General features: G+C 41.3%; 23 protein-coding genes. All 23 read left to right on the top strand.

Annotated features, from left to right (window positions below; genetic code table 11):
• Nucleotides 1-107 precede the first annotated feature (107 nt).
• On the top strand, nt 108-965 hold the full coding sequence (locus T501_RS05870) for a hypothetical protein (RefSeq protein WP_442856344.1): 858 nt from the start codon (nt 108-110) through the stop codon (nt 963-965).
• Nucleotides 966-971: 6 nt separating this feature from the next.
• The gene (gene cdaA / locus T501_RS05875) at nt 972-1,853 is read left to right on the top strand and encodes a diadenylate cyclase CdaA (RefSeq protein ID WP_044913823.1); all 882 of its coding nucleotides are present in this window, start codon (nt 972-974) and stop codon (nt 1,851-1,853) included.
• Nucleotides 1,850-3,130, top strand: coding sequence for a CdaR family protein (locus T501_RS05880; protein ID WP_026509555.1), 1,281 nt, complete (start codon nt 1,850-1,852; stop codon nt 3,128-3,130). The genes cdaA and T501_RS05880 overlap by 4 nt, the downstream gene beginning before the upstream one ends.
• Nucleotides 3,131-3,241: 111 nt before the next feature.
• Nucleotides 3,242-4,591, top strand: a complete 1,350-nt coding sequence (gene glmM / locus T501_RS05885) for a phosphoglucosamine mutase (protein ID WP_026509554.1) — start codon at nt 3,242-3,244, stop codon at nt 4,589-4,591.
• Between the two features lie 37 nt (nt 4,592-4,628).
• On the top strand, nt 4,629-4,892 hold the full coding sequence (locus T501_RS05890) for an HPr family phosphocarrier protein (RefSeq protein WP_026509553.1): 264 nt from the start codon (nt 4,629-4,631) through the stop codon (nt 4,890-4,892).
• Nucleotides 4,893-5,072: 180 nt separating this feature from the next.
• Complete coding sequence (gene rfbD / locus T501_RS05895) at nt 5,073-5,951, top strand: dTDP-4-dehydrorhamnose reductase (protein ID WP_044913824.1); 879 nt, start codon at nt 5,073-5,075, stop codon at nt 5,949-5,951.
• 15 nt (nt 5,952-5,966) lie between these two features.
• Nucleotides 5,967-7,763: an LIC_10190 family membrane protein gene (locus T501_RS05900; protein WP_044913825.1), complete on the top strand. Its 1,797-nt coding sequence runs from the start codon at nt 5,967-5,969 to the stop codon at nt 7,761-7,763.
• 69 nt (nt 7,764-7,832) lie between these two features.
• Nucleotides 7,833-8,774: a GDP-L-fucose synthase family protein gene (locus tag T501_RS05905; protein ID WP_044913826.1), complete on the top strand. Its 942-nt coding sequence runs from the start codon at nt 7,833-7,835 to the stop codon at nt 8,772-8,774.
• Nucleotide 8,775: 1 nt separating this feature from the next.
• Nucleotides 8,776-9,708: a glycosyltransferase family 2 protein gene (locus tag T501_RS05910; protein ID WP_026509549.1), complete on the top strand. Its 933-nt coding sequence runs from the start codon at nt 8,776-8,778 to the stop codon at nt 9,706-9,708.
• Nucleotides 9,708-10,481, top strand: coding sequence for a glycosyltransferase family 2 protein (locus tag T501_RS05915; protein ID WP_026509548.1), 774 nt, complete (start codon nt 9,708-9,710; stop codon nt 10,479-10,481). Before T501_RS05910 ends, T501_RS05915 begins: the two co-directional genes overlap by 1 nt.
• Nucleotides 10,482-10,491: 10 nt before the next feature.
• Nucleotides 10,492-11,907, top strand: coding sequence for a sugar transferase (locus T501_RS05920; RefSeq protein ID WP_044913827.1), 1,416 nt, complete (start codon nt 10,492-10,494; stop codon nt 11,905-11,907).
• A gap of 10 nt (nt 11,908-11,917) precedes the next feature.
• Nucleotides 11,918-13,051 (top strand): YveK family protein, encoded by a 1,134-nt coding sequence (locus tag T501_RS05925; protein WP_155994795.1) that lies wholly within the window; start codon nt 11,918-11,920, stop codon nt 13,049-13,051.
• A gap of 1 nt (nt 13,052) precedes the next feature.
• On the top strand, nt 13,053-13,859 hold the full coding sequence (locus T501_RS05930; RefSeq protein ID WP_044913829.1) for a glycosyltransferase family A protein: 807 nt from the start codon (nt 13,053-13,055) through the stop codon (nt 13,857-13,859).
• A gap of 36 nt (nt 13,860-13,895) precedes the next feature.
• Nucleotides 13,896-15,059 (top strand): EpsG family protein, encoded by a 1,164-nt coding sequence (locus T501_RS05935; protein ID WP_044913830.1) that lies wholly within the window; start codon nt 13,896-13,898, stop codon nt 15,057-15,059.
• A gap of 11 nt (nt 15,060-15,070) precedes the next feature.
• Nucleotides 15,071-16,051, top strand: a complete 981-nt coding sequence (locus T501_RS05940; protein ID WP_044913831.1) for a glycosyltransferase — start codon at nt 15,071-15,073, stop codon at nt 16,049-16,051.
• Between the two features lie 10 nt (nt 16,052-16,061).
• Nucleotides 16,062-17,387 (top strand): glycosyltransferase, encoded by a 1,326-nt coding sequence (locus T501_RS05945; protein ID WP_044913832.1) that lies wholly within the window; start codon nt 16,062-16,064, stop codon nt 17,385-17,387.
• Nucleotides 17,388-17,513: 126 nt separating this feature from the next.
• Complete coding sequence (locus T501_RS05950; protein ID WP_050008166.1) at nt 17,514-18,653, top strand: glycosyltransferase family 4 protein; 1,140 nt, start codon at nt 17,514-17,516, stop codon at nt 18,651-18,653.
• A 71-nt stretch (nt 18,654-18,724) separates the two neighbouring features.
• Nucleotides 18,725-19,804, top strand: coding sequence for a glycosyltransferase family 2 protein (locus tag T501_RS05955; protein WP_242845489.1), 1,080 nt, complete (start codon nt 18,725-18,727; stop codon nt 19,802-19,804).
• Nucleotides 19,801-21,576 (top strand): hypothetical protein, encoded by a 1,776-nt coding sequence (locus T501_RS05960; RefSeq protein WP_044913834.1) that lies wholly within the window; start codon nt 19,801-19,803, stop codon nt 21,574-21,576. Before T501_RS05955 ends, T501_RS05960 begins: the two co-directional genes overlap by 4 nt.
• Before the next feature lie 123 nt (nt 21,577-21,699).
• On the top strand, nt 21,700-22,701 hold the full coding sequence (gene pseB / locus T501_RS05965; RefSeq protein WP_026509538.1) for a UDP-N-acetylglucosamine 4,6-dehydratase (inverting): 1,002 nt from the start codon (nt 21,700-21,702) through the stop codon (nt 22,699-22,701).
• Nucleotides 22,702-22,873: 172 nt separating this feature from the next.
• Nucleotides 22,874-23,578 carry a pseudaminic acid cytidylyltransferase gene (gene pseF / locus T501_RS05970; RefSeq protein ID WP_026509537.1) on the top strand — a complete coding sequence of 235 codons (705 nt, stop codon included), beginning with the start codon at nt 22,874-22,876 and terminating at the stop codon, nt 23,576-23,578.
• A 45-nt stretch (nt 23,579-23,623) separates the two neighbouring features.
• Complete coding sequence (pseI, locus tag T501_RS05975; RefSeq protein WP_044913835.1) at nt 23,624-24,661, top strand: pseudaminic acid synthase; 1,038 nt, start codon at nt 23,624-23,626, stop codon at nt 24,659-24,661.
• A complete protein-coding gene (locus tag T501_RS05980) occupies nt 24,654-25,826 on the top strand; it encodes a PseG/SpsG family protein (RefSeq protein WP_026509535.1) in 1,173 nt (390 codons plus the stop codon). Before pseI ends, T501_RS05980 begins: the two co-directional genes overlap by 8 nt.
• Nucleotides 25,827-25,831 lie beyond the last annotated feature (5 nt).

Genomic DNA, 25,831 nt, shown 5'->3' on the forward strand with positions numbered 1-25,831 from the left:
TGACTTCTTTACTTGAACTACGGGAATATATTAAAAATTTTTATACAAAATACGAGCTTTATATCACATATTTGTGGAAGTTTCTGTTATCACTTATAGCGTTTACAATGATTGGCAATAAGATCGGATATCAGACGAATCTGACAAAACTACCCATTTTATTAATGGCTGCACTTTTATGCTCGATTATGCCATCCAATTTTATGGTACTGGTTTCTGCCGGATTTATTTTGGCGCATCTTTATAAGCTTTCGATTCAGTGTGCTGTAGTCGGTCTTATTATGTTCCTCTTAATGTTTTTACTTTATTTCAGATTTTCACCGAAGGATACTCTTGCTGTGATGCTGACACCTATGTGCTTCTATTTGAGCATTCCTTATGTGATGCCTATAGCTCTTGGACTTCTTGGATCACCCGCATCCATCATATCAATGGCGTTTGGCGTCATTGTGGCATTTTTTGTGAATTACATTTCTGATAACGCAACAACACTTACCGGAGCAGAGATAGAGGATTCAGCTACACAGTTTCAGAGTATTATTTCTGAGCTTATGAATAACAAACGCATGTGGGTATTTGTTGCAGCTTTTGCAATCACGGTTGCGGTTGTATATTTGATCAGAAGAATGGCTGTTGATCATGCATGGACTATTGCAATCATAGCCGGTGCACTTACAGATATCATCTGCCTGCTTGTTGGAGATATGATGTACACGACACAGCTCTCCTTCATCGGGGTGATTGTTCAGTCAATAATAGCGATTTTATTACTTATGATTTTGCAGTTCTTTGCTTTCAATCTGGACTACACCAGAATAGAAAAGGTTCAGTTTGAGGATGACGAGTATTATTACTACGTAAAGGCAGTACCGAAGGTAACGGTTTCAACACCAGCACCTAAGGTAAAAAAGATCAGTGGATCTAATGCCGGCAGAGACTACAGAGGCAAAGACAGAGGCGAGTAAATATAAATGCAACAGATCGGATTTTTTCTTGAGAACAATCTGACAAGCCTGCATATGCCGACGGTCAGGGCGCTTGATATAGTGGAGATGCTTATCATAGCGTTTTTGATCTACCATATTCTGGTTTGGGCTAAAACTACAAGACTATGGTCTCTTTTAAAGGGGATCGTAGTTATTGTTGTCTTTATAGTTATTGCAGCAGCTTTCAATATGTCCACTATTTTGTGGATAGTGCAGAATGTATTTGGAATAGCTGTAACAGCTATGGTTGTTATTTTACAGCCGGAGCTTCGTAAAGCCCTGGAGGGAATAGGAAGAAGGAACTTCTTCCATGGATTGTTCAATTTTGCTGAGGCAACTGAAGAAGGAAGATTTTCAGATAAGACAATAAATGAGATCGTAAGAGCCTGCGTTGAGATGGCAAAGGTCAGAACCGGTGCGCTTATTGTTATTGAGCAGTTGTCCTCATTAAGTGAATATGAGAGAACAGGTATTGATATAGATGGAATTGTTACAAGCCAGCTTCTTATCAATATTTTTGAGCATAACACACCACTTCATGATGGCGCGGTCATTATAAGAGGAGACAGGATCACATCAGCTACCTGCTACCTGCCGCTATCTGACAACATGGAGCTTGGAAAAGAACTTGGAACCAGACACCGCGCAGGTGTTGGTGTATCAGAGGTCACTGACTCCCTCACGATAATCGTGTCAGAGGAGACAGGAAAAATTAGCGTCGCATATATGGGAGAACTTGAGAGAGCTCTGGACAGTGAGCGCTTAAGAGAGAAACTCAGACAGATACAGAATAAGACTTCAGAGGATAAGAAGGATAAGAAGAAAAAGAATAAGGGAAATAAAAAAGCGAAAGGGATTGCAAAATGAAAAAGTTTAATTTTACTGCAAACCTGGGGCTGAAGATTGCTTCGCTTTTTTTTGCCGCACTTCTTTGGTTCCTGGTAACAAATATAAGTGATCCTGTCGATTCGGTGAGATTCAGCAATGTGCAGGTCACTTTGAGAAATTCAAACAGTATTACAGATAACAATCAGGTGTATCAGGTTTTGGAGGATAGTGATGTACTGTCAACCGTTACCGTGTATGCTCCAAGATCAATAGTCGATTCACTCAGCAGAGAGAATATAGTTGCTTACGCAGATCTTGAGAATACCACAAATATTGACGGCACCTATTATGTTGCTATTCAGCTTGATACAAACAAATACAGAAATCAGATACAGAGTCTGAGCGGAAGTATAGATGCTGTAAAGCTCAGTATCGAGGACAGAGCATCCAAGACTCTTGCTATTTCTGCCACAACATCCGGCAGCTTGACGGAAGGGTATATAATAGGGGATGTCATTACTGATCAGAACCAGATAAGAATTACTGGTGCAAAATCTGTGGTAGAAAGTGTCAAGGACGCATCAGTTAATGTAGAAGTCACAGGCTATACAACCAACATCGGAACCAATGCTGAGATACATCTCTATGATGAGGATGGCAATGAAGTATCAAGAGATAACTTAAAGCTCAGCAGTTCATCGGTTGGTGTCAGTGTTACGATCCTTGCGACCAAGAGAGTGCCTATAACCTATCAGGTATCAGGAGTTCCTGCCGAAGGATATGTGGCTACCGGAGTTGTTGAGTCAAGTCCGGAGGATGTTCTTCTTGCAGGAAGAATGTCTGTGCTTAACAAGATAGATTCTATCTCAGTAGCAGATGCTTCACTTGATATCACGGGACTCACGGGTAATCTTACAAAGACTATAGATCTGTCAGGATATCTGCCGGGTAATGTGTCCTTTGGAGATCAGGATTTTAATGGTATCGCAACCGTTGTTGCTTATATTGATAAGAAAATTGATAAGACACTCAGTGTTCCCTTTGACCAGATAGAGATAACGAATGCACCTCAGGGTTATGATGTTATCGTGGCTGATAATTCAGAGACTTTTAATCTTCAGGTCAGCGGACTTGCTGATAAGGTTAATGCCATAGATGCAGGAGATGTGTCAGGAGTTATCGATCTTTCGCAGTTTATAGGTGATGGGGAAGACCTTTCCGGTTATTATAATACAAATATTTCATTGTCATTACCGGGAGGAGTTACCACTGCAGATACTATTGAAGTAACAGTAGAACTTAGAAAAACAGAGTAATTAACTCAAATCCGTTTGTCGTAATTGAAGGTTATTTGACCGTTTACGGTATCGGCATCAGGCCGGTTGTCTATGCTATGGATAAACCGGTGTTAGTAGTAGGAGGAGAAAATGTCTAGATTATTCGGAACTGATGGCGTAAGAGGCGTTGCAAACGATGAACTCACACCGCTTCTTGCCATGCAGCTTGGACAGGCAGGTGCATATGTATTATCAAAGGAGAACAAACACAGACCCACAATAATGGTCGGATGTGACACAAGACTTTCCGGAGATATGCTTGGTGCAGCACTTATGGCAGGAGCGTGTTCAGTAGGAGCAAATGTTGTAAATGTAGGAGTATTACCTACCCCTGCAGTTGCTTATCTTACCAAGAAGTATCGCGTAGATGCCGGAGTAGTTATTTCAGCGTCTCACAATCCCATGGAGTTTAACGGCATCAAGTTTTTTGATGGAAATGGATTTAAGCTTCCTGACGCACTAGAGGATGAGATTGAAGAACTTATAAAGAATAACCTTGAAGGTGTTAAGATGCCTACAGGTGCAGGAGTCGGAAAGATTAAGAACCGTACTGATGCCAGAGAAGAGTATATCAACCATAATCTTAACTGTGTTGATGTAAGACTGGACGGATTCAAGATTGTAATGGACTGCGCTGAAGGAGCAAGCTCATATACATCAGTTGAAACAATCAGACAGACTGGCGCACAGGTTATTGCGATTCACACCAATCCGGACGGAACAAATATCAATGCCAACTGCGGATCAACTCATATGGAAGAGCTTATGGGCCGTGTAGTTACTGAGAAAGCTGATATAGGACTTGCCTTTGACGGAGATGCTGACAGATTCCTTGCAGTAGACGAAAACGGAAAATTTGTCGATGGCGATGAGATAATGGCTATAATCGGTAAGCACATGAAGGACAACGGTATGCTTAAGGGCGAAACTATCGTTGCCACAGTTATGAGTAACCTCGGATTTTTCAAAATGGGAGAGCGCGAGGGGATCAAGATTGAGAAGACCAAGGTTGGAGACAGATATGTTCTTGAGCGCATGAAGGAGATTGGAGCAAATCTTGGCGGCGAGCAGTCAGGACATATAATCTTCCTTGATGACAACACTACTGGAGATGGACTTCTTTCAGCACTTCATCTTCTCAAGGTTATGAAGGATACCGGTAAAAAGCTTTCAGAGCTTTCACAGGTAATGGAGGTTATGCCTCAGGCACTTTGCAATGCAACTGTACCTACTCATAAAAAGGATCACTTCATGGAGTATCCTGAGATTGCAGCAGCTATTGAGGAGCTTGATAAGAAATTTGCCGGAGACGGTCGTGTTCTTATCAGACCTTCAGGCACAGAGCCGCTGGTAAGAGTAATGATCGAGGGTAAGGATCAGAAGATTATTGATGAAGAAGCAAAGAAACTTGCAGAGCTGATACAGGATGTTATGCTGTAAACAACTGATTTACGGCTTCAATATAGAGGAAATTAATATGATTACACAGAAGGTGACAATTAAGAATCCCACAGGACTGCACCTTAGACCTGCTGGAAATTTATGTAAAGTCGCGATGAATTATAAATCACACATTACATTTATGTACGGAGAGAATTCCGCAAATGCCAAAAGTGTACTTAGTGTTCTTGGTGCATGTATAAAATGCGGAGATGAACTTGAATTTAAATGCGAAGGACCGGATGAAAAGGAAGCAATGGAAGCTTTGATTGCTGCCATAGAGGGTGGTCTTGGTGAATAAAGACTAAATACGACGGACGGCATTTTTGTCGTCCGTAAGCTTTATATGAAAGCAAAGTATTTAAATGAGATATTTTGACAGGTAGGAACCATCATGATTTGAAAAGGTTCTGGCCTTTAGGGCATGATTACAAAGTAATCGTGCCTGAGCATAAATATATGAGCGAAGGAAGGAATTGAAATGAAAAAGATCATTGTAACAGGATGTAACGGACAACTTGGAAGAGCAGTTAATATCGAACTTGGAAAGACAGGAGAATATGAGCTTGTTAATACTGATGTTTTTGAGGGTGAAGGAATAACACCTCTTGATATCACCAACGTGGATGCGGTTACAGCTCTTGCAAGAGAAGTTAAGCCATATGCCATAATTAACTGCGCTGCTTATACTGCAGTTGATGCACAGGAGAGCGATGTGGATCTTGCATATAAGATCAATGCCATCGGACCCAGAAACCTGTCAATAGCAGCAACTGATACTGATGCTAAGCTTGTACATATTTCTACAGACTATGTATTTTCCGGAGACGGTAACAGACCCTACACAGAGTTTGATAAGACAGGTCCTGTAAGTAAATACGGAATAACCAAGCTTGCCGGTGAGCAGTTTGTTGAAAAGTTTGCCAGGAACTACTTTACCATCCGTACAGCATGGTTATATGGAGATGGCAAGAACTTCGTTAAGACAATGCTTGGTCTTTCTGAAAAATATGACGAAGTAAGCGTTGTATGCGATCAGCTTGGAACACCTACAAGCACATATGAGCTTGCAAGGTCAATTCACTTCCTTCTTGAGACTGAGAACTATGGACTTTTCCATGGAACCTGTGAAGGCGATACCAACTGGGCAGACTTTACAGAGGAAATTTTCAGATTAGCAGGCAAAAACACAAAGGTTAATCATGTTACAAGTGCTGAGTATTCAGCAAAGAATCCTCAGGCTGCACCGAGACCGGCATATTCAATTCTTGAGAATTATATGTTTAAGCTTACATCTGATTTCATGTTTGCAGACTGGCATGATGCTATCGAAAGATATTTAAAAGACCTTCTTGCATAAGGAAAAAATTCTAATATGCTGGCGGTTATCTTTAATTGGATATACGTAATAATAACTACATACATAACAGGTTTTGCAGTGCTTACAGGTATTTCGAAGATTGCCTGTATGTACACTGAAAAAGGAAAGAAAAAGATTGTATATAACTATAAGTATAATGAGAGCTTTTTGGTAGCAGGTATACTTATAGTTAATGTCTATGCAGAGATATTCAGTCTTTTTGGCAAGGTGTCTTTGGCAGCCAACGCTATACTTATTCTGGCATGTGTCTTCTTGTATTACACATATAGAGAGGAGATTAATTCCAGGATTATCGACGGGGCTGCCAAAATAATAACCTCAAAAAGTATCCCTTTGTATCTGATTATTTTCCTTGTAATGGCATATGGTACGTCACACGGGTTGATGCATTATGACACAGACCTTTATCATGCCCAGGCAATAAGATGGATAGAGGAATTTGGCGTCATAAAGGGGCTTGGAAATATCCATGTGAGGCTTGGGTATAACAGCGCATCCTTTGCACTTTCTGCTCTTTACAGCGGAGCTTTCATGGGAAAACCCATGCATGCAATGGCGGGGTATTTTGCCCTGCTGCTTGCCTGGCAGTGTGCAGATCTTAAGAACATTGTGAGAAGGGGCCATCCGGTACTTTCTGATTTTGTCAGAGTTATGGCGATCTACTATCTCTTTACTGTTTTCGATGAGATAGTTTCGCCGGCATCAGACTATTTCATGGCTACGATGGTATTTTATATAGTTATTCACTGGCTTGATCTTTTTGCTAACCATGAAAAAGCCTTTTTACCCCATGCTCTTCTTGCAATATTTGCGGTGTATATTACGACCATTAAGCTTTCAGCTGCGCCGCTGGTGTTACTGTCAATTTACCCAATAGTCAGAATAATAAGAAAACGCGGGAAAAGCGGAGTAAGGGCGATACTGCTCTGCGTGCTTTTTTGCTTCATAATTACGGTTCCTTATTTTGTAAGGAATGTGATACTTACAGGATATCTGGTATATCCTTTTCCTCAGGTTGATTTATTCAATGTAAGCTGGAAAATACCTGTAGAAACTGCATTTAATGATGCCCATGAGATAACAGCATACGGAAGAGGATTTACGGATCTTAGTGCATACAGTGAGCCCTTCATTTCATGGTTTCCCAGATGGGTGTCCGATCTTTCGGCGTTTAATAAGCTTATGTTCGCCCTTGATCTTATCAGTTTTCCTGTTTATATCGGATGTATCATTTATTATTTTGTTACTGAAAACAATGAGAGCAAAATGAAGGCCGATGGCGGAAACTTCAAGATGGAGAAGGTATTCCATTTATCCAACAGGCGAATGGTAACCGGTCTGGACTTTTTGTTCATTGAGGGTATTACATTTATTTCACTTGCATATTTTATTTTTACTGCACCCCTTGTAAGGTATGGTGGTGTTTATTTATGGCTTCCCGGAATGATCCTTCTTGGAAGATTTCTCATACTTCTGGACAGCAGACTCGGAAGTGATGCAGATGGCTATGCCTACAGAGTGATAGTGGCAATATTTGCCTTCTTCATGATATTTAAATGCGCGGTACTTGTAAGGGATGACATTCCGAGATTCAGAACAGGGTATCTGGTTGAACAGCAGGAATACAACAGGTATGACCTGCAGGAAAAAACAGTTGGGGATAAGGTGTTCTATTATCCTTCAGAGGGCGACAGGACCGGATATGATTCGTTCCCCTCAGTGCCGAATCCCGACAATATCGTCCTGGCTGGAGATAGTATAAAGGACGGCTTTCTCCCGCCCAAGTCCTGAACTTTAAAAAATGCGCAAAATGGAGTAAAATTAAGAATTGTAGTTTGATTTTGATTGGAGATAAACATAATGGAAAAGAACGCAAAAATATATGTTGCAGGACACAGAGGAATGGTTGGTTCTGCTATTGTCAGAGAGCTCGAAAAACAGGGCTATACAAATATAATTACCAGAACTCATAAGGAACTGGATCTCACTAGACAGGATGCAGTTGAAGAGTTCTTTGCAAAAGAGAAGCCTGAATACGTATTTCTTGCAGCTGCAAAAGTTGGAGGAATTGAAGCAAACCAGAGCGCTCTTGCGGACTTTATGTATGAGAATATGATACTTGAGATGAACGTTATTCACTCTGCCTGGAAGAATGGTTGTAAGAAGCTTGAGTTTTTGGGATCATCCTGCATATATCCCAGAATGGCACCTCAGCCCATGAAGGAGAGCTGCCTTCTTACCAGCGAACTCGAGAAGACCAATGAAGCATACGCTCTTGCGAAAATTTCAGGTCTTAAATATTGTGAATTTTTGAATAAGCAATACGGAACAGATTATATTTCAGTTATGCCTACTAATCTGTATGGACCAAATGATAATTATCATCCGACACACTCTCATGTACTTCCTGCTATGCTCAGAAGATTCCATGAGGCTAAAGAGGCAGGTGTTTCAAAGGTTACCTGCTGGGGAGACGGATCACCTCTTCGTGAATTCCTTTATGTGGATGATCTTGCCAATCTGTGTGTATTCTTAATGAATAATTACAGCGGTGATGAGACAGTTAATGCAGGAACAGGTAAGGAACTTACAATAAAGGAGCTTGCTGAGACCATAGCAAGGGTTGTGGGCTACGAAGGTGAGATCGAATGGGATGCTACAAAACCCAACGGAACCCCTAGAAAGCTACTTGATGTATCAAAGGCTGCAGGGCTTGGATGGACTTACAAGACAGAGCTTGAAGATGGAATAAGACTTGCATATGAAGACTTTTTGAACAACCCCATGAGAGCGGAGAGATAAAATGAAACTGATCAGTATAATCGTTCCTTGTTATAATGAAGAGGAGAACATAAAGGATTTCTACGACGAGTTAATGAAGACTGAGGGCTTTTTCAAGGAGCACGACGTCCAGTTTGAAATCATATATGTAAATGACGGATCTAAGGATGGAACTGTATCAGAAGTAAAGAAGCTCCATGAGACTGATGAGAGAGTTCACCTTATCAATTTTTCCAGAAATTTTGGGAAAGAAGCCGCTATTTATGCCGGACTTCAGAAGTCCAAGGGTGATTATGTGGTTATGCTTGACTGTGATCTTCAGGATCCACCGGCGATGCTTCCTGAAATGTACGGCTACATTGTAAATGAAGGTTATGATTCAGTTGCCACCAGAAGGGTGACAAGAAAGGGAGAGCCTCCGATAAGATCCTTCTTTGCCAGAAGATTCTACAGTCTTATAAACAGGATGTCCAAGACCGAGATTGTGGACGGAGCAAGGGATTACAGACTTATGACCAGACAGTTTGTGGATGCCATTTTGTCCATGGAGGAGTATAACCGCTTCTCGAAAGGAATTTTTGGCTGGGTAGGTTTTTCAACAAAATGGCTTGAGTTTGAGAATATCGAGAGGAAAAAGGGAGAGACAAAGTGGTCCTTCTGGAAACTGTTCTTATATGCTCTTGACGGCATAATGGCATTTTCTACCGTACCGCTTGCATTTTCATCCATACTGGGAGTAGTATTCTGCTTTTTGGCACTTGTTCTTATAATAGTTACAATAGTAAGAAAGGTAGCTTTTGGAGATCCCACAAGCGGATGGCCGTCTCTTGTATGCATTATTTCACTTATCAGCGGTGTTCAGCTGTTTTGTCTTGGAATTGTGGGACAGTACCTGAGTAAGACATATCTGGAAGTGAAGAGAAGACCAATTTATATTGTTAAGGAAGAGCTTTAATGGGAAAAGATCGAAGCCTTGGGAATCGTGTAAGTATTGTAGTACCGGTGTACAATGCTGCAGATTATATCCTCCAGACAATAGAAATGGTTCAGCGTCAGACCTATGAGAATTTTGAGCTCATACTGGTGGATGATGCTTCAACTGATAATAGTGTAGAATTGATACAGGGAGTCATCAAAAATGGTGACGACAGAATCAAGCTCATTCCAAAGACTGTAAACGGCGGTGCCGCCAAGGCCCGCAACACCGGAATTACAGCAGCTACCGGGAGGTATATTGCCTTTCTTGATGCTGATGATATCTGGAATGAGAGAAAGCTTGAAAAACAGATTGAATTTATAAGGAGCAGGGGAGCAGCATTTATATTTTCTGCTTACGAATTCGGAGATGAGAATGCCAACCCCACCGGTAAGATTGTTCATGTACCGGAGACCCTGACCTTCAGGGAGGCTCTTTCAAGAACTATCATTTTCACTACAACGGTAATGATAGATACAGATAAACTCTCCAAAGATAAGATATACATGCCGGAGATTGCCAGTGAAGATACGGCAACCTGGTGGACTATCCTTAAAGGGGGAGTTACTGCGTACGGACTCGATGAGGTTCTCGCAATCTACAGAAGACCCGCGAAATCACTCTCATCAAACAAACTGGTTGCGCTAAAAAGAATTTGGGGGCTATATAGAAAAATAGCAGGTCTTTCTGTCGCAGCGAGTCTGTATTATTTTGTGGGATGGGCAATAAAAGCGACAGCTCGAAGATTATAAGGGAAATTGTATGAAACAGGTTGAGTCTATTAAAAGAGTTTTTATATTATGTCTTGGATTTATTGGACTTTTGATCCAGACTGCGGTTTATGGTTTCTTTTGGTTCAAGGTTTATTATCCTCTGGTATCCGCACCCAGAATAAGCGTTGACGGATACATGCTTGGTAACGGTCTGAAGCTGTATTTCAGAGGACATTTACTTGTACTTGCCATTTACTTCGTATTGATGTTCTTTTTCTCTAATACTTACGGCGGACTGAAGATAGGATATCTTAAATCCATGGATATATTCCTTTCACAGATATTCGCCCTTTTCATGGTAAATGTTATCTCATATTTTCAAATATCACTGATGAGGAACTGGATGGTTCCGGTAATTCCCATGCTTGAAGTGTTTGCCATTCAGATGGTGATATCCTTCCTGTGGGCAGTGTGTACCAACTGGCTATACCGGGCTATATTCCCCGCAAGGCAGATGCTGCTTATAAGCGGAGAGTATCCGGTGGATGACATTCTAAGAAAATTCAATTCCAGACAGGACAAATATAATATTGTAAAATGCCTGAACATCAAAGAGGGGCTTGCAACTATTGAGAGAGAATGCCTTGAGCGCTATGATGCGGTTGTTCTCTGGGATATTCCCACTATGGAGAGGAACAAGCTCTTAAAGTTCTTGTATTCTAACTCAATAAGAGTTTACATGATGCCCAAGATTACTGATGTTCTGGTTAAGGGCGCAACGCAGCTTCATATTTTCGACACACCGGTACTGCTTCTTAGAGAGTATTACCTCAAGGTGGAGGAGCGCGCTGTCAAGAGAATTGTGGATATAGTATGTTCACTTATACTGATAATTCTTTCCTCACCTGTCATGTTGATAACAGCTATCATCATTAAGCTCTATGATGGTGGTCCGGTGCTTTATAAGCAGATCAGATGCACGGTGAATCAGAAAGAATTTAAGATAATGAAATTCAGAAGCATGAGGGTGGATGCTGAAAAGGACGGAGTTGCAAGACTCGCAACCAAGAACGATTCAAGAATAACACCTATAGGAAAGTTTATCAGAGCCTTCAGGATTGATGAGCTTCCGCAGCTTTTCAATATACTTAAGGGAGAGATGTCCTTTATAGGACCAAGACCTGAGCGCCCTGAGATCATAGCGCAGTATATGGAGAGTATGCCTGAGTTTGCATTCAGAATGAAGGTCAAGGCAGGATTGGCAGGATATGCGCAGGTTTATGGTAAATACAATACCACACCTTATGATAAGTTAAAGCTGGATCTTGCCTATATAGAGAACTACTCGGTGTGGCTTGATTTCAAGCTTATGCTTCTGACACTTAAGATATTATTTACACCTGATGCAACAGAAGGTGTTGATGAGACGCAGATTACGGCGCTTAAGGATTCCAGTGACAAATAACGAGGGCAAAATGGCTTCAAAACGGGAAAATTACGATAACGAAATACTTAATCTCAAAGCTTTTTATCTTGTTTTATTAAAGAAAATATGGATACTTCCTCTGACGGCACTTATCGGAGCTGTGATAGCGGGAGTTATCTACTTCCTTGCCACGGTTGTTTATGCGCCTGCAAGGAATTATGTTACGGAATCAACCCTTTATATTTATTTTGCCTATGATGAGAACAAGGGAACAGAGGTGGATTTTTACAATGCCTACACCTGGAACCTTCTTGTGAAGGCTGAGGACCAGAACCTCCCTGTGAAAGTGGAGGGGAATATCCTTGACCTGATAATGGAGAATCTTGAGAAAAACGGGTACAGGGAAGGTACTGACATTACAAGGGATGAAGTTATCGCCTCAGTGAATGCTGATATTCCATCAGATGTCAGGGTAATGATATTTACTGTTAAAAACCCCGATAAGGAACTTTCCGCAGCCATTGCAGATGCTGCTAATGAAGCTCTTGTAAGCTATGGAAAGATCAATGAAGCCTTTACGCAGATAAAGCTTCTGGGAAAGAGCGACACAAAGCTTGAGATAGTATCTGACAGAATGGGAGTTGCTGCTATATTTGGAGCGGTTTTAGGACTGATACTTTCAATATTGTCACTTATTTTCCTTAGCCTTGTGGATGAGCGTGTCTATGTTCCTGAGGATATCCAGCGAAGATACAGAATTCCGGTTCTTGGTGTTATCAGTGGAAAAGGACAGACAGAGCCATCCTTTTACAGGAATGAGATGATCATGATGTTCAGGGAAAAGCTAAAAGGAGCATCAAAGGTCTGTGTTATAAGCTCTGATGATAAGACTGGGGAAGACAAAGCAAAAAATGCAATTTCAAGAATGGAGGAAGTCATTGGTGATACTCTTATGAAGGATATGCCAGCGCTGATCCCAATGCCTCTTCCGGGAAATGATAATGAGTCACTGCAAAAGCTCTCCCAGGTTGACGGGGCTATAATAGCCATAGGAATGGGCAGGCAGAATGGTGCCATGACAGAGCATCTTATTTCCCTCCTTAAAAAGCTGGATTGCAGGATTTATGGTATCGTCATGACAGATGCCGATATGAAGTTATTAAATAGATATCTGGGGCTGTGATATGTCGAGAATTGAGCTTCTGGTGTCCGGAGTTAAGCAGAACACGGACGAATTACCAATAAAAATGAATATTCAGTCCGATGCGGTCATTGTCAATCAATGTGATGAGGACAGGACTGTCCGGGTTGAATATAAAGATAAAAGCGGAAGAGAAAATACCATAAGGATATTTGACAGAAACGAGCGTGGTGTAGGGGTATCAAGAAATCTTGCTCTTGATAATACGGATCATGAACTATTGCAGTTTACTGATGAGGACATTGTTCTCGATGATGGCTATACGGAAAAAGTTGAGAAGGAATTTGACTCCCATGCCGAGGCGGATATGCTTTTATTTAACGTCAAGGCAGCTCCCGGAAGAGAGACCTACCACAATACAGATTTTGCAAGAGTTACCTGGAAGAATTACGGAAGATATCCAGCATATGCAATAGTTGCAAGGACAGATAAGATAAAGGCAGCCGGGGTAAGGTTTTCCACTCTTTTTGGAGGCGGAGCAAAATACAGTAATGGAGAAGATTCACTTTTTTTGCATGACTGCTTAAAGAAAGGAATAAGGATCTACAGAACAGATGTCAGTATCGGACACGAGGTTTCTGAGAGACCATCAACCTGGTTTAAGGGGTTTAATGACAAATTCTTCTTTGACAGAGGTGTGTTATACCATTTTCTCTATGGCAGACTAGCAGGGCTTATGAGCCTTAGATTTATTATAGTGAAAAGAAAAGAGATGTGCAGGGAAAAGCCGCCATTAGAGTGTTACAGGCTTATGCTTAAAGGAATTAAGCAGGGTAAGGATGAAGATTGAGGCCACAATACAATTGCTTACAGATGAGGAATTTAGATGCTGGTATATTTAACACTCACGCTGGTAACACTGGCGATAGCCTATTCTATCAACATGAGGAATAATGCTACAGTGCCTGAGGTTACAAAGGAGTACAATTTCATATATCGGGGAATAAGCAGAGGACAGGCAAGGAAGGCAGCAGGACTCTTTTCCTTATTTGTACTTCTCACAGGAGTTTCTGCACTCAGGCTGAATGTGGGGAATGACTACAGTAAATATGTGGAGTTCATGCACCGAACCTTTAGCGGAGCAGTGGTTCCCACGGAAGCGGGATTTAACTATCTTACAAAGATAATTTATACATTATCGGGATTTGAGAATTATGTAGGAGTATTTGCTGTATTTGCGGCAGCGACAGTTTTCTTCTTCCTTGCTGCAATAAGCAGACAGGCGGAGGACTTTTTTTTATCTTTTATGATGTTCATGCTGCTGGGCTACTATTTTCAGTCTATCAGCACGGTCAGATACTACCTGGCACTTGCTATTGCGCTTTACTCAATCGATCTTTGCATAAAAAAAGACTGGCCGGGATTTGTTCTGCTTATATTGTGCGGCAGCCTTTTTCATAAATCACTGCTGGTGGTTTTAGTGCTATATCCTCTTGCCGCCATGAAATGGAAGAGATGGATGTACTGCGTGCTGGCACTTTTATCTGTATCATGTATCTTCTTAAATGATATATATTTGAAAATAGCGATAAAGCTTTATCCATCCTACGAGGGAACAGAGTACCTACAGGGCGGAACAAGCAGAATCAGTATACTCAGATGTGCAGGGGTGCTGATACTTGCTGCAATCATTCTTGGGAGGGATATAATAAAGGATAGAAGGATGAGCTTCTACTTTTATGCAAATCTGGGGGCACTGATACTATATGTGTTCTGCGCATTCCTTCCAACTGTATCAAGAATTGCGTATTATTACAGCGTGACTCAGATTTTATATGTACCTGCACTTATAAACAAAGTGATAAACTCAAGGGATGATAAAAGCTACAAGTTGGGGGAAACCCTTTATATTTTGACTATAGCCGGATGTGCGCTGTACTTTGTCGTATATATGAAAAGAGGCAGTGCCGATGGAGTAAGGATTCTTCCCTATGAAACATTTTTGTTCCATGAACTTCCGGCTACGTTATCAGAAAGAGGATTTGGCTGACGAGGTATGATATGAAAAGACCTTTTTTTACAATTATAGTTGTTTCGTATAATGCAGGGGATGACCTGATAAAGACCCTGGAAAGCATTAAAATGCAGACCTTTAAGGATGTTGCAATCATCATAAAGGACGGAGGCTCCACAGACGGTTCTCTTGAGAGAGCCGCAAAATGCCTTGGAATAGACAAGGAGCCTTTGGACAATGGAAAGAATGATAATTCTTTAAAGAATACTGTCGAGGGTAGACGCCGCATAAGTGCCGGCAAAATAAACACCAATGGTTCTTACGATATCAGATACAGAGATGGAAGAATAAGAATCATAAGGAGTAAAGACCACGGAATATACGATGCCATGAATATGGCAGTTGACGCCATGAGAAATGAAAAGGGGCGCAGTGTATCGGATACGGCACCGGGGTATGTCTATTTTCTGAACTGCGGTGATGTGTTCTCCGGTAATCAGGTTCTGAAAAAGGTTCACGAGAAAATTCAGCTTGATGCCAAGAATTCAGGAACGATAGTGCCTACGATTTATTACGGCGATATATATGAGATGAAGACCTCTCAGAGGGTATCATCCAATCCAAAGATAGATGATTTTGCATGTTATAGGAATGTTCCTTCTCACCAGGCGTGTTTTTATGATGAGAGGCTGGTGCTTAGATATGCATTCGATACGGTCTGGAAGGTTAGAGCTGATTACGAGCACTTCCTTCGCTGCTTCTATGTTGAGAAAGCGGAGACCAAGTATATGAACCTTCTGATAGCGGACTACGAGGGAGGCGGATTCTCAGAGACAAGGGAAAACCGCAAGGTTTCTGAGACAGAGAGGCAGCAGATAATACATCTCTACCTTACTAAGAAGCAGATTCAGAGATTTGATACCATAAGAGCTCTTACACTTGCTCCGCTTAGAACGAAAATTGCTGAGAACCCCAAAACTGCAGGGGTATATAATAAGATAAAAAGTCTGATTTACAGACACAGGTAAGAGGGGATAAATGAAAGTTTTGTGGGTTTGTAACATAATGCTGCCGGCATATGCCAAGGCTGTGGGCCTTTCCTGGTCAGAGAGAGAGGGATGGCTTTCCGGCGCTTATGAGAGGATTTCTTCAGGGAAAGGTGAAGGCGGAATAACGCTTGGCGTAGCTTTTCCTGCGGAAGGATTAAATAAAAAGAAAATAAATGGAGTTTTGTTCTACGGATTTTCAGAGAATCTGAATGCTCCTGAAATTTATGACGCCTCTATTGAGGAGAGATTCAAGGAGATTTATAAGGATTTTGAGCCGGATATCGTACATGTTTTCGGAACAGAATTCCCTCATAATCTTGCTGCAATAAAGGCATTTGGAAAACCTGAGAGGACACTTCTGGGGATACAGGGGGTGTGCTCCGAGATTGCAAAGGTCTATATGGCAGGTCTTCCCGATAATGTAATAACGGATACAACCTTCAGAGACAGATATAAAAATGACTCTCTCATGCAGCAAAAGGAGAAATTCGAAAAGCGTGCTGAGAATGAGAATGAAGCCATAAGACTTGCAGGCAATATCACAGGGCGAACGGATTTTGACAGACAGGTCACTGAGAGAATAAATCCCAAGGCAAGGTACTTTAAGATGAACGAGACCATGAGGCCTACGTTTTATAAGAATGCCTGGAGATCTGTAAACACGGTTCCCCACAGTATTTTCTTATCACAGGGTGATTATCCCCTGAAGGGATTCCACTTTGTTCTTGAGGCACTGCCTGAGATCCTAAAGGAGTTTCCTGACACTAAATTATATGTGGCAGGTAACAGCGTAATAGGAAAAATAAAAAGAAAAACAGTAACTATTCCCGATGAACAGAAAAATGCATCAGGGAAAAGCATTTACCCACTGGCTATAAGAATTTCAGCCTATGGTAAATATCTGAAAAGACTTATACGCAGAGGTAAGCTTGGCGGAAAGGTTATAATGCTTGGGAAGCTTTCAGCAGAGCAGATGAAGGAACAGCTACTTAAGTGCAATCTTTTCATATGCCCTTCAATATTGGAGAACTCCCCTAATTCCATGGCGGAAGCAATGCTCCTGGGCGTTCCCACTATTGCCGCAGAAACAGGTGGTATACCAAGCATGCTGGAGAAAAATGTGGATGGATTGTTGTTTGAACCCGGCAATCCGCAGGATCTTGCAAAATGCATAAGACAGATGTTCAGAGAACCTGTAATTGCAGCTGTTTACGGTGATAACGCAAGGAAGCATGCAATGATAACCCATGACGCTTCGGAGAACTATAAGAGACTTATAGAAATATACAGGACAATGATTTCATCAGTTTCTTAAGCCTGAGGAGGAATAATCATAAAGATAACTTTTATATCTAACTTTATAAATCATCATCAGATACCGTTATGTGATGAGTTATATGATGAGCTTTCAGAGGATTTTGCATTTATAGAGTCTCAGCCTATGGATGAGGGCAGAAGACAGATGGGCTGGAATGCTGACACGAAAGCTTTGCCATATGTTTTCAGGATATATGAGGATGAGAAGTCCTGCGGTGATAAGATCAGAGATTGTGACGTTCTGATACTCGGATGGACAGGTCAGGATAAGGACAGCCCTTCGGAACGCCTCATAAGGCAAAGACTTGATCAGGGAAAACCTGTGATAAGGGTCAGTGAGAGAATATACCGCGAGGGTAGATGGAAAGCCATATCACCAAGAGGCTTGAAGGCAAAGTACGAAGAGCACATAAAGTATAGAAACAGTCCTGTCTATATGCTCTGTGCGGGGGCATATGTATCAGGAGATTTTAAGCTTATAGGTGCCTATCCCGGAAAGCTTTTTAAATGGGGATATTTTCCGCCTCTTAAAAGATATAGTGAAGATGAACTTTCGAACATGCTATATAAGGATGGAGAAAAGCTAAGGATATGCTTTGCTGCAAGACTTATAAAGCTTAAGCACCCGGAACTATCATTAGAGGTAGCCGGGTATTTTAAGAAGAAAAATATCGATTTTCATTTGGATATTGTGGGAGACGGCCCACTTTCATCCGGACTTAAGGAGATGATAAAGGATAAGGCTCTCGAAGAATATGTAACCATGCATGGTGCAGTACCTCCTGAGAAAGTAAGAGGTATCATGGAAAAAAGCCATCTTTTCATCTTTGCAAGCAATTACCTTGAAGGATGGGGAGCCGTGGTGAATGAAGCCATGAACAGTGCCTGTGCAGTGGTGGCATCCTCTGAAGCGGGAGCAGTACCCTACCTTATAAAGGATGGAGAAAACGGACTTACCTTTGATGATTGTGATAAGGATAAGCTTCTTGGGAAGATAGATGAGCTATTGGAAGAAGCTGATAAAAAGAATGGATCTTATATGGTCCGAGCAGACTACGTAAGATGCCTTCAGAAAAAAGCCTATTTGGCCATAGCTGATACCTGGAATGCAGGTGTTGCGGCAAAAAGACTTCTTGAATTTAGCGAATGCATTATCAAAAACAAAGATTTTAAAAATCCGGATGATGGGCCGTTAAGTAAAGCGCTTGTTTTAAAGGCTCCAGGAATAAGAAGGACTTTAAAAGAGGATAACCATCTTGAATAAGCCGGATTTATATGAATAACCGGAAGTCCCGGCATAAATTTGAATCAGATTTAATGATATCGGAGGAACTATTGTTTACAAAAAAGATAAGTGTGATAATACCTGCCTATAACATAGAGGATCTTATTGTAAGGTGCCTTGAGAGTGTGTGTCATCAGAGTTATCCTGATGAGCTTCTTGAAGTTATAGTCGTGGATGATGGCTCAACAGACAACACTTATAAAAGAGCAGAGGAATATATAAAAAAGAATTGGGGACAGCTTCGCTATGAGGAAGGCGAGAACTTTTTAAGAAACAGCACAGGTCCTTCCATAACACTGCTTCATCAGGAAAATGGCGGCAGCAGTAAGGCGAGAAACCTTGGAATATCCGCTGCAACAGGAGACTATCTGGGATTTGTCGATGCGGATGACTACATCGATCATCATATGTACGAGGACCTGATGCGCGCCATTGAGGAGAACAGCACAGAGGAATCACCTGTTTTAATGGCTCAGGCTTCAAGGGATGAAATCGCAGAAAGCGGAGAAAGGCTTCCTGATGTTTGTATACCCCCTAAGAAGCAGCTGATTATTTCAGGGGAGGAGCATTTAAAAACTTTACTTCTTCATACAGGCGATGCCTCATTTTGTACGAAACTCACCAGCAGAGAGCTTTTTACAGGCAGCTGCAAGGGCTTTCCCGAGGGAGAATTAAATGAGGATTTCTATCTGATGATACATATGCTTAAGAAGGTAGGAAAGCTTGTGATTTTACCTCAGCAGTATTACCACGTATTTTACAGAACGGGCAGTAATTCAAGAAAGAAAGCAGATCAGAAGGACTATTTTCCGCCTGTGTTCACGGATATTGTAAGAAATTCGGATGTGGCATTAAGACTTGTGAATAAGAGCTTTCCTTCGCTTCATGAGATTGCAGTCAGATTCTGCCTTATACAAAGGCTTGATTACCTGCTGCATATTCCGATAAGTAAGATGAATTACAGCAATAAATTTTATAGAAAAATTGTTGTAGGATTTTTGAGAAAACATATGAAGGATATATTGAACAATCCGTATCTTTCAAAGAAAAACAGAGTATATCTGTTACTCCTTTCTGTAAGCCCAAAATTTGTGAGAAAAGTGCATGCGGGGATTAGGAGAATAAAATGAAATTCAATTCTAAACAGTACACTATAATATTACTCCTTATTTTGGTCGTGCAGATAGCAGGTATCTGTCTTTTTGGCGTGCAGAAAGCAGGGTTTCATCAGGATGAGTATTACTCATATTTTTCTACCAACAGAAGTCTTGGATTCTACTACCCTGACAGGGAATGGGTTGATACGGATGTCATAGAAAATGAGTTTACAGTGCAGAAGGGAGAGGGCTTTAATTATGGTCTGGTGCATCAGGTTCAGTCCTGGGATGTGCATCCTCCGTTTTTCTATGATCTGCTTCATACAGTATGCTCCATAACTCCGGGAGTATTCAGCAAATGGCAGGGAATAACAGTAAATCTCCTGGCTTTTATAATAAGCTTTGTTCTTCTGGAAAAGCTTGCCAAAAGTATAGGAATGAGCAGGGGACTCAGGATTGCTTTGATGTTTGCCTATGGCTTTAATCCTATGACGATATCCTGTGTGCTTTTTATAAGAATGTATATGTGGCTTACGGTATTTATTCTTGCGTCAGCATATCTGCATCTTAAGCTGATAAGTCTTATAAAGAAATATTATTCAGGAAATGAACTTAAGGGATTTGTTCTTGCAAAGCCCTTCGATACTAAATTTAAAAAGGGTTTTGCAGGATACGTTGCAGGCATCTGCCTTGTAAGCCTTTTTGGATTCCTTACGCAGTACTATTACCTGATATTTATGGTAACGATGGGATTATCATTTTCCATATGGTTCCTGTTCCTTATGCCTAAAAACAGAAGGAAAAAAAGGCAGACAGGTGACAATGAAAATAACACAAATCCAATAACCATAGAGAGCATTCTCGGGGATGAAGAGTTTGTAATGCAGGCGGCTTCTATGGCGGAGCGGTTCAAATATATTGTTGTTTATTGTGCAGGAGCTGTAGTTTCACTTGTGGCAGCAGTTGGTATTTATCCTGCAGCCCTTTCTCATATTTTCAGGGGATACAGGGGGAAGGAAGCTGCGGATGCTTTTTCAGATATGTCCAACATCCTGGATCGTTTTGGCTTCTTTTTCGGACTTGCTGATGATTATCTTTTTTCAGGAATGCTCTGGATTGTAATAGTAATGATCGTGATTGCCCTTATTGCTCTGTTTTTCCTTCTCAGGGTAAAGGGTGAAAAGGACAAGCTTCACATTGCTCACATAAGAATTCTTACGGTGGCTGCCCTGGGATATTTTCTGATCGTTGCTAAGACAGCGCTCCTTCTTGGAGATACATCAAACAGATATGAAATGCCCATTTATCCGATAGTACTTCTGCTTTCTGCATATTTTACAAGAATTGGAATAAGAGCAATCGTCGGCAACAGAAGTTTTTTGGATATGCAGATACCGGTACTTGTTACCTTCATTCTGTTCCTGATAATAATACTTAAGGGTATTGTTATAGATCAGAACGTGCTGTTCCTCTATCCTGAAGATGCCGGACGAATAGCTTATGCAAAGGAGATGGATGGGAAAGGGGCCGCGGCAGTGGTAATGTACAATGATGCGACACCTGACAACATCTGGAGACTTACCGATGAGCTTTTGGAGTATGATGAGCTTTATTATGTAAGTGAGGCAAATACAGAAGCTCTTGAGGATGAGAAGCTTGCAGCAGCAGATAAGGTAGTGATCTATGCAGCGGACCATGATAACAGGGATGCGATATTAAAAGCTCTGGAAGAGAAAAGGACTGACCTTGGGGATCTTAGGGAAGTATATAATAAAGAGATGTGGACACAGTATGTGATGGAGTAGGCTTTCCTGTGGAAAAGGCTTGATGGCAACATGCGTGGGAATGCCAAAATTAATAAATAATGTTATTTATCCCTATTTATAGTATAATCAATAAGTATTATTCATTGAAAAGAGGTTATTTAAATGAAATTAGATGATAAAACCATACTTGTAACAGGAGGAACAGGATCATTTGGTCATTGCTTTACTGAGTATCTTCTTGAGCATTACAATCCCAAGAAGATCATAGTATATTCCCGTGATGAGTATAAGCAGTTCACTATGTCTAATGAAAAGGTTTATAGAGAACATGCTGATCAGATGAGATTTTTCATTGGTGACGTCAGAGATGGTGCCCGTATGGAGCGCGCTATGGAGGGTGTTGATTATGTAGTCCATGCAGCAGCTCTTAAACAGGTTCCGGCTTGTGAGTACAATCCGGATGAAGCTATCAAGACGAATGTAAACGGAGCTCAGAATGTTATAAATGCTGCGCTGAATACAGGAGTTAAGCGTGTTGTTGCGCTTAGTACCGATAAGGCTGTAAATCCTGTGAACCTCTACGGCGCTACTAAGATGGTTTCAGATAAGCTCTTTATAGCTGCTAATGCATATGCCGGTAATAAGGATATCAATTTCTCAATTGTCAGATATGGTAATGTAGCAGGAAGTCGCGGCTCTATCATTCCTCTCTTTAAGAGACTTGTTGAAAATGGTGAGAAGGAGCTTCCTATTACTGATTACAGAATGACACGTTTTTGGATCAGTCTTCCTGAAGGTGTTGAACTGGTTCTCAAGGCTTTGGAAGAAGCTAAGGGTGGTGAGACCTTTATCAGCAAGATTCCTTCATTTAATGTCAAGGACCTTGCAGAGGCTATGTATCCGGGTATTGCAACAACTGAGGTTGGAATCCGTCCCGGTGAGAAGCTCGACGAATGCATGGTTTCAGTTGAGGATGCACCTTTTACCTATGAATTTGATAAGCACTACATTGTATATCCTCAGGTAATATTTAACGACAGACAGCTTCCGGATCCCAAGGGAAGGAAGGTTGCTGATGGCTTCTACTACAGCTCAGGTAATAATACTGAGTGGATGAGCGTACAGGAGATCAGAAACAGACTTCATGAGGCTGTTGACCACTGATATCTGAGCTAATTGTAAGAATACCTTATATAAATTATGTGATACCGAATTTTTTAGGAAATCCGATATCCTGTAAAAATCCGAATCCCTGCAGTTTGCGGGGGTTCGTACTTTTAGGGCAAAATTTATTTTTTGACTCTTACATCATATTTCAGTACTATGGAGAGCATTAATGAGTGCGATCGCAATAATTACAGCTCGTGGTGGAAGTAAACGTATACCACGTAAAAATATAAAAATATTCAATGGTAAACCGATAATAAATTATTCAATAGAAGCGGCATTGAAATCCGGGATATTTGATGAAGTCATGGTATCAACTGATGATGAGGAGATAGCAGAGATTTCAAAGGCAGCAGGTGCCAGTGTTCCGTTTTACAGGTCCGCTGAGACTTCAAACGATACAGCAACTACGGCTGATGTGCTTCTTGAAGTGTTGGACAGATATGAGGAGATGGGTAGAAGCTTTGAATATGGTTGCTGCATATATCCTACAGCTCCGTTTGTTACTGCAAGGAAGCTTAAGGAAGCTATGGATGAGCTTGTAAAATCAGGCGCTGAGTCTATCGTACCTATGCAGGAGTTTTCGTATCCGCCCCAGAGAGGTCTCTTTATTGATGATAAGGGACTGGTTAAGATGCTTCATCCTGAGTATGCTACAACCAGAAGTCAGGATTTGCAGAAACAGTATCATGAGTGCGGACAGTTTTATATTTTCAGAAATGATGCATTTAAGATTCAGAAGGACACCACTATGGAGAAGTCTATTCCTTATATCATAGACCCGGTGGAGTCTCAGGATATAGATAATGAGAGTGACTGGCTCTTAGCAGAGCTTAAATATAAATTTCTCACCGAACAGGGAATTTTGAGATAATCTGGTTTTTACATAAAACCATTTAGTTTTAAAGAGGAGTAGTTAATGAAATTAGACGAATGTCTTAAAAATAACAGAGCGTACATGATAGCGGAGATGAGTGCTAACCATGGCGGAAGCCTTGATAACGCGCTTAAGATCGTTGAGGAAGCTGCGAAGGCAGGTGCGGATTGTTTAAAGACTCAGACTTATACTGCTGATACTATTACTATTGATTGTGATGCAGAGGCTTTTAAAATCCATGGTGGTCTCTGGGATGGTTATAATCTCCATGATCTTTATAAGGAAGCCTATACTCCCTGGGAGTGGATGGAACCTATTAAGAAAAAGTGTGAGGAGTGTGGAATAGATTTTCTTTCCACTCCATTTGATAAGACTTCTGTGGATTATCTTGAGAACATCGGTGAGGAATTCTACAAGATCGCATCCTTTGAGCTTGTTGATATTCCGCTTATAAAATATATAGCAAGAACAGGAAAGCCTATCATCATGTCAACCGGCATGGGATCAGAGGAAGAGATCCAGGAAGCTATCGATGCCATAAGATCTGAGGGCAATGATAATATAATTATTTTGAAATGCTGCAGTGTTTATCCGACAGTTTCTGCAGATCTTAATTTGAGGACAATTCCTGATATGCAGAAGAGGTTTGGAGTTCCCGTGGGACTCTCAGATCATTCCATGGGAGGAACAGCAGCTATTGCTGCGGCAGCTCTTGGAGCAGTTGTCATTGAGAAGCATTTCTGCCTTGATAGAAATCTTCCTTCTGCAGATTCCGCATTTTCCATGGAACCGCAGGAATTCGCAGATATGGTAAAGGGAGTACATGATGCAGAGCTTGCGCTGGGTAAGATATTTTACGGACCTACTGAAGCAGAGGCAGGAGAATATACCAACAGAAGATCCCTGTTTATTGTTGAGGATGTTGAAGAGGGTGAGGTGCTTACTGAGAAAAATGTGAGAAGCATAAGATCCTACAACATTCAGGGAATGAAGCCCAAGCATTACGAAGAAGTACTTGGTAAAAAGGCAAAACATAAGCTAACACGTGGAACACCGCTGGAATGGAGTGAAATTGAGTAAGATAGCGATTCGTGTGGATGCAAACGAAATAGTGGCGACGGGACATATCATGCGCTGCAGGACTATTGCAATGAGCCTGCAGCAAATGGGGTGTTCTGTCGTCTTTGTGTCTGCTGATAATAATATAATCCCTTATATTCAGGGTGAATTTGAATGTGCGATTTTGGATTCAGACTGGAGAAATCCTGAGCAGGAGATAATAGTTCTTCTTGATTTCCTTCATGAGGAAGGAATTTCAGCCATGCTGGTTGACAGCTATTACGCAACTCCTGAGTATATCCGGATGCTTGAAACAAATGATATCCGCACCATGTACATCGATGATATGCAAAAAGAAAGATTTCCGGCAACTGCGATACTAAATTACAGTCCCGGGGCTCCGGATCTTGCCTATGAGGAATTCTATGAAGGAGAGGCACCGACACTCCTTCTTGGAACGAAGTACATTCCCATAAGAGATCAGTTTGTACAGAGAAACAGGATGTCCCGTGGAACAGGAATAAGTAGTGATATCGGAAGACTTGGTACGGATGGAGAGGCTCTTGTGAATATCGACATTGTGGCAGGCGAGAATCAGGAGTCTGCGGATGGTGCTCACAGGACCTTTGGCTACGATATAGGAGGAATTGATAATATCTTTCTTACAACTGGTGGTGCAGACAGTATGGGATTATCTGAGATGATCATCAGTGCAATCATGAGATATCCTGAGCTTCATTTTAAAGACGGAAAAAAGAAAATTCATCTTTTGGCAGGACGCTTCTACAGGGTAACTGAGAAGGTTCAGCAGTATATTGAGGACGGATATGTGGCGCTTCATCAGAATGTGTCCAATGTGGCGGACATTATGAACAGCTGTGATGTAGCCATAACTCCGGCAGGAACAACACTGTATGAGCTATGTGCGGTAGGAGTTCCTTCCATAAGCTTTGTCTTTGCTGAGAATCAGGAGCCGGATGCATTATATTTTGCAAGAGAGGGATATGTCCCTTATGCCGGAGATTTCAGGGAAGATGTAAATGAGGTTCTGATGGCTATTGTCGCCTACATAGAGGAAGTAATGTCCATGGATACCACAGAGCGTATAGATATATCAAACAAACTAAAAAAGCTTATTGACGGTCAGGGTGCTGACAGGATTGCAGAAGCTTTGATGGAGATGTAACAGAA

Source organism: Butyrivibrio sp. WCE2006, from assembly GCF_000701985.1.
Lineage (GTDB): Bacteria > Bacillota > Clostridia > Lachnospirales > Lachnospiraceae > Butyrivibrio.

Excerpts from the sequence above, each read along its gene's own strand:
- T501_RS05930 (WP_044913829.1), top strand. The coding sequence starts at position 13,053 with ATGTCGAGAATTGAGCTTCTGGTGTCCGGAGTTAAGCAGAACACGGAC.
- T501_RS05910 (WP_026509549.1), top strand. The coding sequence starts at position 8,776 with ATGAAACTGATCAGTATAATCGTTCCTTGTTATAATGAAGAGGAGAAC.
- T501_RS05915 (WP_026509548.1), top strand. The coding sequence starts at position 9,708 with ATGGGAAAAGATCGAAGCCTTGGGAATCGTGTAAGTATTGTAGTACCG.
- pseF (WP_026509537.1), top strand. The coding sequence starts at position 22,874 with ATGAGTGCGATCGCAATAATTACAGCTCGTGGTGGAAGTAAACGTATA.
- T501_RS05950 (WP_050008166.1), top strand. The coding sequence starts at position 17,514 with ATGGATGAGGGCAGAAGACAGATGGGCTGGAATGCTGACACGAAAGCT.
- rfbD (WP_044913824.1), top strand. The coding sequence starts at position 5,073 with ATGAAAAAGATCATTGTAACAGGATGTAACGGACAACTTGGAAGAGCA.
- T501_RS05935 (WP_044913830.1), top strand. The coding sequence starts at position 13,896 with ATGCTGGTATATTTAACACTCACGCTGGTAACACTGGCGATAGCCTAT.
- T501_RS05890 (WP_026509553.1), top strand. The coding sequence starts at position 4,629 with ATGATTACACAGAAGGTGACAATTAAGAATCCCACAGGACTGCACCTT.
- glmM (WP_026509554.1), top strand. The coding sequence starts at position 3,242 with ATGTCTAGATTATTCGGAACTGATGGCGTAAGAGGCGTTGCAAACGAT.
- T501_RS05940 (WP_044913831.1), top strand. The coding sequence starts at position 15,071 with ATGAAAAGACCTTTTTTTACAATTATAGTTGTTTCGTATAATGCAGGG.
- T501_RS05925 (WP_155994795.1), top strand. The coding sequence starts at position 11,918 with ATGGCTTCAAAACGGGAAAATTACGATAACGAAATACTTAATCTCAAA.
- T501_RS05920 (WP_044913827.1), top strand. The coding sequence starts at position 10,492 with ATGAAACAGGTTGAGTCTATTAAAAGAGTTTTTATATTATGTCTTGGA.
- pseB (WP_026509538.1), top strand. The coding sequence starts at position 21,700 with ATGAAATTAGATGATAAAACCATACTTGTAACAGGAGGAACAGGATCA.
- T501_RS05880 (WP_026509555.1), top strand. The coding sequence starts at position 1,850 with ATGAAAAAGTTTAATTTTACTGCAAACCTGGGGCTGAAGATTGCTTCG.
- cdaA (WP_044913823.1), top strand. The coding sequence starts at position 972 with ATGCAACAGATCGGATTTTTTCTTGAGAACAATCTGACAAGCCTGCAT.
- T501_RS05945 (WP_044913832.1), top strand. The coding sequence starts at position 16,062 with ATGAAAGTTTTGTGGGTTTGTAACATAATGCTGCCGGCATATGCCAAG.
- T501_RS05905 (WP_044913826.1), top strand. The coding sequence starts at position 7,833 with ATGGAAAAGAACGCAAAAATATATGTTGCAGGACACAGAGGAATGGTT.
- T501_RS05870 (WP_442856344.1), top strand. The coding sequence starts at position 108 with ATGATTGGCAATAAGATCGGATATCAGACGAATCTGACAAAACTACCC.
- T501_RS05960 (WP_044913834.1), top strand. The coding sequence starts at position 19,801 with ATGAAATTCAATTCTAAACAGTACACTATAATATTACTCCTTATTTTG.
- T501_RS05900 (WP_044913825.1), top strand. The coding sequence starts at position 5,967 with ATGCTGGCGGTTATCTTTAATTGGATATACGTAATAATAACTACATAC.
- pseI (WP_044913835.1), top strand. The coding sequence starts at position 23,624 with ATGAAATTAGACGAATGTCTTAAAAATAACAGAGCGTACATGATAGCG.